Raw genomic sequence first — 7,124 nt, 5'->3', positions numbered from 1 at the left:
TCCTATCTTCGCATTGCCAGGACCGCGGCAATGATGCGGGGCGCTACGCTCATGCCAAGCAATTCAAGCGGCATCAGCGGCAGTTGCGCATTCTGCGCAGCCGGCTGGGCCGGATCATTCGCGATATCCGCCGCAAGATCGAAGGTCAGACCGTGCTCGAGAACGCCTTCGCCCTCCCGCTCGGCCGAGCCTCGCAGATCCGCTCGCAGCAGCAGCGCCAGCGCGGCTGGAAGCTCTATTCCTTCCACGCCCCGGAGGTGGAGTGCATCGGCAAGGGCAAAGCAGCCGCGCCTTACGAGTTCGGTGTCAAAGCCTCTATCGTCACCAACAACCGCCGTGCTCCCGGTGGCCTGTTCGTGCTGCACGCCAGGTCGCTGCCCGATAACCCGTACGACGGTCACACATTGCGGGACGTCATCGACCGCACCGAGACACTCACCGGCTGTGCGATCGAGCGGGCCTATGTCGACAAGGGATACCGCGGCCATGACACAAAGAACCCGCGCCGTGTCTTCATCTCTGGCCAGAAGCGCGGCGTCTTCGGTGTCATCAAGCGCGAGCTGCGCCGCCGCTCCGCCATCGAACCCATCATCGGACACCTGAAGACCGATGGCCACCTCGGCCGCTGCTACCTCAAAGGCCGCGCCGGCGATGCGGCCAACGTCATCCTCTCAGCCGTCGGCCACAACTTCCGCCGCATCCTCGCCTGGCTCAGAGAACTCTTGTGCCTGTTCCTGATCCAGCTCTGGCGCACGCCCGCCTGTCCGGCCCCGCTCAATTCGGCTTCTTAACGGACGACTGCGAAGTGACGGCAACAGAGTCTCGCTTCATTCGACAGAGCACGCCGTGTGGCTACCCCTCTCCCTAGCCCTCCCCCACAAGGGGGGAGGGAACGCACTGTGCTTGCGGCGCGATCTCTCCCAACACAACAAATTCACGACTTCCGCATCCGCGCCTTTGCCCCCGCGACGATCTGCATCGCGACGCCGGCGATCCAGCCGAACAGGGCGAACCAGCTCCACGCAATATGCGGTTCGAGGCGGAGCACGATGATGGCGACGGAGGCGAGCGCAGTGAATGTGGCGCAGAGCGTGCCGGCGGAGCTCAACAGTTCCGCGGCGTCGATGTCGCCGTGGGCCTCGTCGAAAGGCAGTTGCGGTGTGTCGATGCCGAGATAGAAGCCGACGAAGCCCAGCACCATCATCAGCAGCAGGAAGCCTTCCGTGGTGAGCGCGGGTATAGCGGATCCCACGTAAGCGCCGACGAACAGCCCGCACGCCGCGCCCGCCATCGCAAGCCCCACGCGCTCGATGACGTGGGCAGCTTTCCGGATACGAAACCGCATGGCAGGCCTCCGCGAGGCGTTGGACGCACGCGAGGTTAGGCCAGATTTGGCGGAGGTGGAAGGTGAGAGGGTTTACGGATGCGTGAGGTGGGATGGTTTAGGACCAAAGGACGCAAGCGCGGCGACCTTTGCGTGGGCGCATGCCTCCCCGACCGTCATTGCGAGCGCAGCGAAGCAATCCAGGCTCTTTCCGCGGACGCAGTCTGGATTGCTTCGTCGCAAGGGCTCCTCGCAATGACGAGTTTGCGGCGCGGTCGTCGCGCCACATTCGCCCCCCTCACCGCGCCCCGAAATTGGTCTTGCCGAACAGCGCCTTCTGCGTCGAGGGCTGCGAGCGCCAGTATTGCGGGGGGGCTTCGACCTCGCCGCCGAGATCCGCTGCGGCGTGCCAGCCCCAGCGGGGGTCGTAGAGCATGCCGCGGGCGAGCGCGACCATGTCGGCCTTGCCGGATGCGACGATCTCTTCGGCCTGCTTCGGCTCCGTGATCAGGCCGACGGCGATGGTGGGCAAACCCGTCTCGCGCTTGATCGCCTCTGCGAACTGCACCTGATAGCCGGGGCCGAGCGCGATCTTCTGCAGCGGCGAGACGCCGCCGGAGGAGGCATCGATCCAGTCGACGCCGCGCGCCTTCAGCACCTTGGCGAACTCAATCGTCTGCGCCAGGTCCCAGCCGCCCTCGACCCAGTCGGTCGACGACACCCGCATCCCGACCGGCTTGTCGTGCGGGAATGCCGCGCGCACCGCGTCATAGACCTCCAGCGGGAAGCGCATGCGGTTTTCGAGCGAGCCGCCATATTCGTCGGTGCGTTTGTTCGAGATCGGCGACAGGAACTGATGCAGGAGATAGCCGTGCGCGCCGTGCAGCTCGATCGCGTCGATGCCGATGCGATCGGCGCGCTTCGCCGACTCGACGAAGGCATCGCGAATGCGCTTGAGGCCGGCGGCGTCGAGCGCCAGCGGCGCGGCTTCGCCCTCCTTGTGCGGCAGCGCTGACGGCGCCACGGTCTGCCAGCCGCCCTGGTCCTGCGGGATCAGCTGGCCGCCGTCCCAGGGCCGCGCGCTCGAGGCTTTGCGGCCCGCATGCGCGAGCTGCATTGCGACCGCGGTCGAGGAATGTTTCCGCACCGAGGTGAGGATCTGCTTCAGCGCGGCCTCGGCGGCATCGCTGTAGAGCCCGAGGCAGCCCGGTGTGATGCGGCCGATCGCCTCGACATGGGTCGCCTCGATGCAGAACATCGCCGCGCCCGACAGGCTGAGATTGTTGATGTGGGTGAAGTGCCAGTCGGTGGGAACGCCGTCCTCGGCCGAATATTGACACATCGGCGACACCACGACGCGGTTCTTCAAATTCAGGCCGCGCAGCTTGATCGGGGAAAACAGGACGCTCATGCGGGGGAGTTCCGGGATGGGGCGGGGAGTTGGACAGAGTGTAGTGAGCGATGCGCCGATTGCCAGCCGCGCGGCGGGCATGGCGGCTCGTAGCGTCATGCATTGCGGCCGCGCCGCCCTACTCCACCAGCGCGAACTGCAGCAGCAGGGTGCGCTGGAGCATCGAGAAATTGTCGTCGGACACCAGCGTCAGCACGGTCTCGCCGTCAGGCGTGACGTGGGCGTCGATGCCTTCCATGTTGTCGATCTCGTGGCCGAGATCGGCCTTGAACAGCACGGGGCCGTCGACCAATGCGCCCGGCGCGATCGATTTCAGGGGGATCGCGCGGATGCGGATATCGACGCCGGTGAACCAGGAAAATTTGCGTTCGAGGATCAGGAGGTCGCTCGAGGGCAGCAGCACCGCATCGCTGATCAGCTGCTGCTCGGTGCGGCGAATGCTGAACTGGCCGGGCGTCGGGCCGCCGAGCAAGAATCCGATCAGATTGCCGTCGGCATCGAAGCCGCCCTCCGACAGCGCGATCAAGGTGCCCGCGAGCGGCTGCCCCTTTGGTATGTCCTTGGGGACAAACACCAGCGCCTCGAGCCCTTTATTATAGGGCAACTTCCGCACTGCCGGCGGCGTCGGCAGCACCTCGCCGCGGGCGCGCGTGCCGCCCTTCGAAAAATCGAACCGCATGATCTGGTTGACGCGCTCGAGCCCCACATAGACGAAGTCGCCGTCGCGCGCGAGCGATTCGGTGTCGTACCACAGCCGCTTCTCCGTGATCGGCCGCCCCTCCGCATTGAGCACCGGCGCAGCCTCGACGTCGTCGAGACCGGTCATGCTCCGCCCGGAATAGCGGATGCGACCGGTGAACCAGGTGCCCTGGTCGGAGATCGCGAGAAAGCGCTCGCCTTTGGTGTCGAGGAAGCGGAAGCCGGACAGGCCGCCGAAGCCGCGATGCGGCGAGGTCAGCACCAGGCCGCCGCGATAGTCCAGCGAACCGAACCGCGTGCGCGCGCGGTCGCGCGGCTCGAAATTGGGAATCGGCCGCGCGTTGACCTCGATGCCAACGGGCGCGGCGACGGCGTGCTCGATGAGCGCCGGCTTCGGCGCGGGCTGTGCCTGCGCCAGACGAGACAGTGCGAGAGTGGAAAATCCCGCCGCCGCGTGGCCGATAAAGCTGCGGCGGGATCGATGCTTGCTCACGAATGCAATTTGCGTCGCGGGCGGTTGGCCGGCTGCGTGGGCGCGGTGTTGGTCTCGCTGAAGAGTTCGGCGAGTTTTTCGGTGATGGCGCCGCCGAGCTCTTCGGCGTCCACGATCGTCACCGCGCGGCGGTAATAGCGCGTCACGTCATGGCCGATGCCGATCGCGATCAGCTCGACCGGCGAGCGGGTCTCGATCTCCTCGATGATGTGGCGCAGGTGCCGCTCGAGGTAGTTGCCGGGATTGACCGACAGCGTGGAATCGTCGACCGGCGCGCCGTCCGAGATCATCATCAGGATCTTGCGCTGCTCGGGCCGGCCGAGCAGGCGCTTGTGCGCCCAGTCGAGCGCCTCGCCGTCGATGTTCTCCTTCAGCAGCCCCTCGCGCATCATCAGGCCGAGATTCTTTCGCGCACGACGCCACGGGGCATCGGCCGACTTGTAGATGATGTGGCGGAGATCGTTGAGGCGGCCGGGACTGGCCGGCTTGCCGGCGGCAAGCCACGCCTCGCGCGATTGGCCACCCTTCCAGGCGCGCGTGGTGAAGCCGAGAATCTCGACCTTGACGCCGCAACGCTCCAGCGTGCGGGCGAGGATGTCGGCGCAGGTCGCCGCGACCGTGATCGGCCTGCCGCGCATCGAACCGGAATTGTCTAAGAGCAGCGTCACCACGGTGTCGCGGAACGTCGCCTCCTTCTCGTGCATGAAGGACAGCGGGTGATAGGGATCGGTCACCACGCGGGACAGGCGCGCGGGGTCCAGGATGCCCTCTTCGAGATCGAACTCCCAGGCGCGGTTCTGCTGCGCCATCAAGCGCCGCTGGAGGCGGTTGGCGAGACGGGCGACGATGCCCTGCAGATGTGCGAGCTGCTTGTCGAGATAGGCGCGCAGGCGCTCCAGCTCGTCATGGTCGCAGAGGTCTTCGGCGGCGATGATCTCATCGAACTTCGGCGCGAAGGCGTGATATTCCGGCCCGCGCGGCTCGTTCTTGCCGTGCGAATTCGGTCGCGTCGCCTCGCCCGGCGTCTCGTCGTCGCCGAGTTCGCCGTCGTCGAAGGTGTCGGAGGTCGAGGCCTGCGCGCTTTCCATCGCGCTCTCGCTCATCTCCTCGCTCGACGCCTGGGCTTGATCAGCGCTCATCTCCTGCGCGGCGTCGGAATCGGGCGAGCCCTCGGCGCCGGACTGATCGTTGTCGCCGTCCTGGTTCTCGTCGTTCTCGTCATTGTCTTCGCTGTCGGCGCTGCGCTCGTCGCCGATCTCGAGCGCCGTCAGGAGATCATGCACGGCATCGCCGAACCTGGTCTGGTCCTCGACCACGGTATCGAGCCGATCGAGCCGCCTGCCGATCTTGTCTTCGAGGATGGGACGCCAGAGATCGACCATCTTCTTGGCGGCCGTCGGCGGCGCCATGCCGGTCAGGCGTTCGCGCACCAGCATCGCCAGCGCGTCGGCGAGCGGCGCGTCGGCGCGATCGGTGATCTCGTCGAACTTGCCGCGATGGAAATGGTCGTCGAGCATCGCGGTGAGGTTCTTCGCAACGCCCGCCATGCGCCGCGCACCGATCGCCTCGACACGGGCCTGCTCCACCGCCTCGAACACGCCGCGCGCCTGCGGATTGCCGGGCATCAGCTTGCGATGCAGCTTCGGATCGTGACAGGCGAGCTTGAGCGCGATCGAGTCGGCATGGCCGCGCACGATCGCGGCATCGCGCCTGGTCATTTTTCGCGCGGGTTCGGGCAGCCGCGCCTTGCCCGGTGCGAGCCCGGGACGCTCGGCGGCGAAGCTGACGTCGAGCTCGGGCGCCTTGGCGATCGCCTTCAGGCAGGAGGCCACCGAGCGCTTGAACGGCTCGGTCGGAGCTTCCTTGGTGTTGCGGAATTTGGAGTTGGAGGTGGTGCTCATCTCGCCCTTACCCGTCGTCCCGGCGAAGGCCGGGACCCATAACCACCGGCGATCATTGCGTCAGGAGAAATTATCGGCGGCGCTTCACTCGAGACATCACGCGGTATGGGTCCCGGCGTTCGCCGGGACGACATATCGCGTGAAATCAGCTGAGCGCCACGTTCACCGCCGATTCCGGCAGCTCCGCGTTGAAGCAGCGCTGGTAGAACTCGGCGACGAGAGGACGTTCGAGCTCGTCGCACTTGTTGAGGAAGGTGACCCGGAACGCAAAACCGATGTCGCTAAAGATGTCGGCGTTTTCCGCCCAGGTGATCACCGTGCGCGGGCTCATCACCGTCGACAGATCGCCATTGGCGAAAGCGTTGCGGGTGAGATCGGCGAGGCGAACCATCTTGTTGACGATGTCGCGGCCCTCCGTGGTGCGATAGTGCTTGGCCTTGGCCAGCACGATCTCCACTTCCTCGTCATGGCTGAGGTAGTTCAGCGTGGTGACGATCGACCAGCGGTCCATCTGGCCCTGGTTGATCTGCTGGGTGCCGTGATAGAGGCCCGAGGTGTCGCCGAGGCCGACGGTGTTGGCGGTCGAGAACATGCGGAATGCCGGGTGCGGCTTGATCACCTTGTTCTGGTCGAGCAGCGTCAGCCGGCCGGAGACTTCCAGCACGCGCTGGATCACGAACATCACGTCCGGGCGGCCGGCGTCGTATTCGTCGAACACCAGGGCGACGTTATGCTGGAGCGCCCAGGGCAGGATGCCGTCGCGGAATTCGGTGACCTGCTTGCCGTCGCGGACCACGATCGAGTCCTTGCCGACGAGGTCGATACGGCTGATGTGGCTGTCGAGGTTGACGCGCACGCAGGGCCAGTTCAGTCGCGCGGCGACCTGCTCGATATGGGTGGATTTGCCGGTGCCGTGATAGCCCGTGACCATGACGCGGCGGTTGTGGGCGAAGCCGGCGAGAATGGCGAGCGTGGTGGCGCGATCGAAGCGGTAATCGGAATCGACTTCGGGGACGTGAGGATCGACTTCGGAATAAGCGGGGACTTCGAGATCGCTGTCGATCCCGAACACCTGGCGCACCGACACCTTCATGTCGGGCAAACCGGAAACTTCCTCAACTTTGGACATCGCGGCGGTCGTCATCAATCCTCCGAGGTCCCGGGCGATCCCGAGACCAGTTATTGCACGTTGGCTGCGGCTGGGTGCGATCGCGAACCTATCAGAGACAACCCGCGGGCAGAAGCCCGCCCCCCAATCAAAGTTCCGTTGTCTTTTCATTTAGATAGGCAAGGAAC

At 65.7% G+C, this 7,124-nt stretch carries 5 protein-coding genes and 1 pseudogene; 1 reads left to right on the top strand and 5 read right to left on the bottom strand.

Annotated features, from left to right (window positions below; translation table 11 throughout):
• A pseudogene (locus BRA1253DRAFT_RS25915) lies at positions 1-791 on the top strand (IS5/IS1182 family transposase); the annotation flags it as partial.
• Between the two features lie 143 nt (positions 792-934).
• On the opposite strand, the gene BRA1253DRAFT_RS25910 reads toward BRA1253DRAFT_RS25915, so the two are convergent.
• The 5 genes from BRA1253DRAFT_RS25910 to cobS form a co-directional block, all read right to left on the bottom strand.
• Complete coding sequence (locus BRA1253DRAFT_RS25910) at positions 935-1,345, bottom strand: hypothetical protein (RefSeq protein WP_007599237.1); 411 nt, start codon at positions 1,343-1,345, stop codon at positions 935-937.
• A gap of 277 nt (positions 1,346-1,622) precedes the next feature.
• Positions 1,623-2,735 carry an NADH:flavin oxidoreductase/NADH oxidase gene (locus BRA1253DRAFT_RS25905; protein WP_035993952.1) on the bottom strand — a complete coding sequence of 371 codons (1,113 nt, stop codon included), beginning with the start codon at positions 2,733-2,735 and terminating at the stop codon, positions 1,623-1,625.
• A gap of 118 nt (positions 2,736-2,853) precedes the next feature.
• Positions 2,854-3,927, bottom strand: a complete 1,074-nt coding sequence (locus tag BRA1253DRAFT_RS25900) for an esterase-like activity of phytase family protein (RefSeq protein WP_007599235.1) — start codon at positions 3,925-3,927, stop codon at positions 2,854-2,856.
• On the bottom strand, positions 3,924-5,828 hold the full coding sequence (gene cobT / locus BRA1253DRAFT_RS25895) for a cobaltochelatase subunit CobT (protein ID WP_007599234.1): 1,905 nt from the start codon (positions 5,826-5,828) through the stop codon (positions 3,924-3,926). Before cobT ends, BRA1253DRAFT_RS25900 begins: the two co-directional genes overlap by 4 nt.
• Positions 5,829-5,973: 145 nt before the next feature.
• Positions 5,974-6,972, bottom strand: coding sequence for a cobaltochelatase subunit CobS (gene cobS, locus BRA1253DRAFT_RS25890; protein WP_007599232.1), 999 nt, complete (start codon positions 6,970-6,972; stop codon positions 5,974-5,976).
• Between the last annotated feature and the right edge of the window lie 152 nt (positions 6,973-7,124).

Origin of the sequence: Bradyrhizobium sp. WSM1253 (genome assembly GCF_000244935.1) — a bacterium.
Taxonomy (GTDB): Bacteria; Pseudomonadota; Alphaproteobacteria; order Rhizobiales; family Xanthobacteraceae; genus Bradyrhizobium; species Bradyrhizobium canariense.
Note: the sequence above shows the minus strand (reverse complement) of the source record. Positions and strands in the feature narration are given on the sequence as shown.

Excerpts from the sequence above, each read along its gene's own strand:
- BRA1253DRAFT_RS25910 (WP_007599237.1), bottom strand. The coding sequence starts at position 1,345 with ATGCGGTTTCGTATCCGGAAAGCTGCCCACGTCATCGAGCGCGTGGGG.
- BRA1253DRAFT_RS25905 (WP_035993952.1), bottom strand. The coding sequence starts at position 2,735 with ATGAGCGTCCTGTTTTCCCCGATCAAGCTGCGCGGCCTGAATTTGAAG.
- cobT (WP_007599234.1), bottom strand. The coding sequence starts at position 5,828 with ATGAGCACCACCTCCAACTCCAAATTCCGCAACACCAAGGAAGCTCCG.
- cobS (WP_007599232.1), bottom strand. The coding sequence starts at position 6,972 with ATGACGACCGCCGCGATGTCCAAAGTTGAGGAAGTTTCCGGTTTGCCC.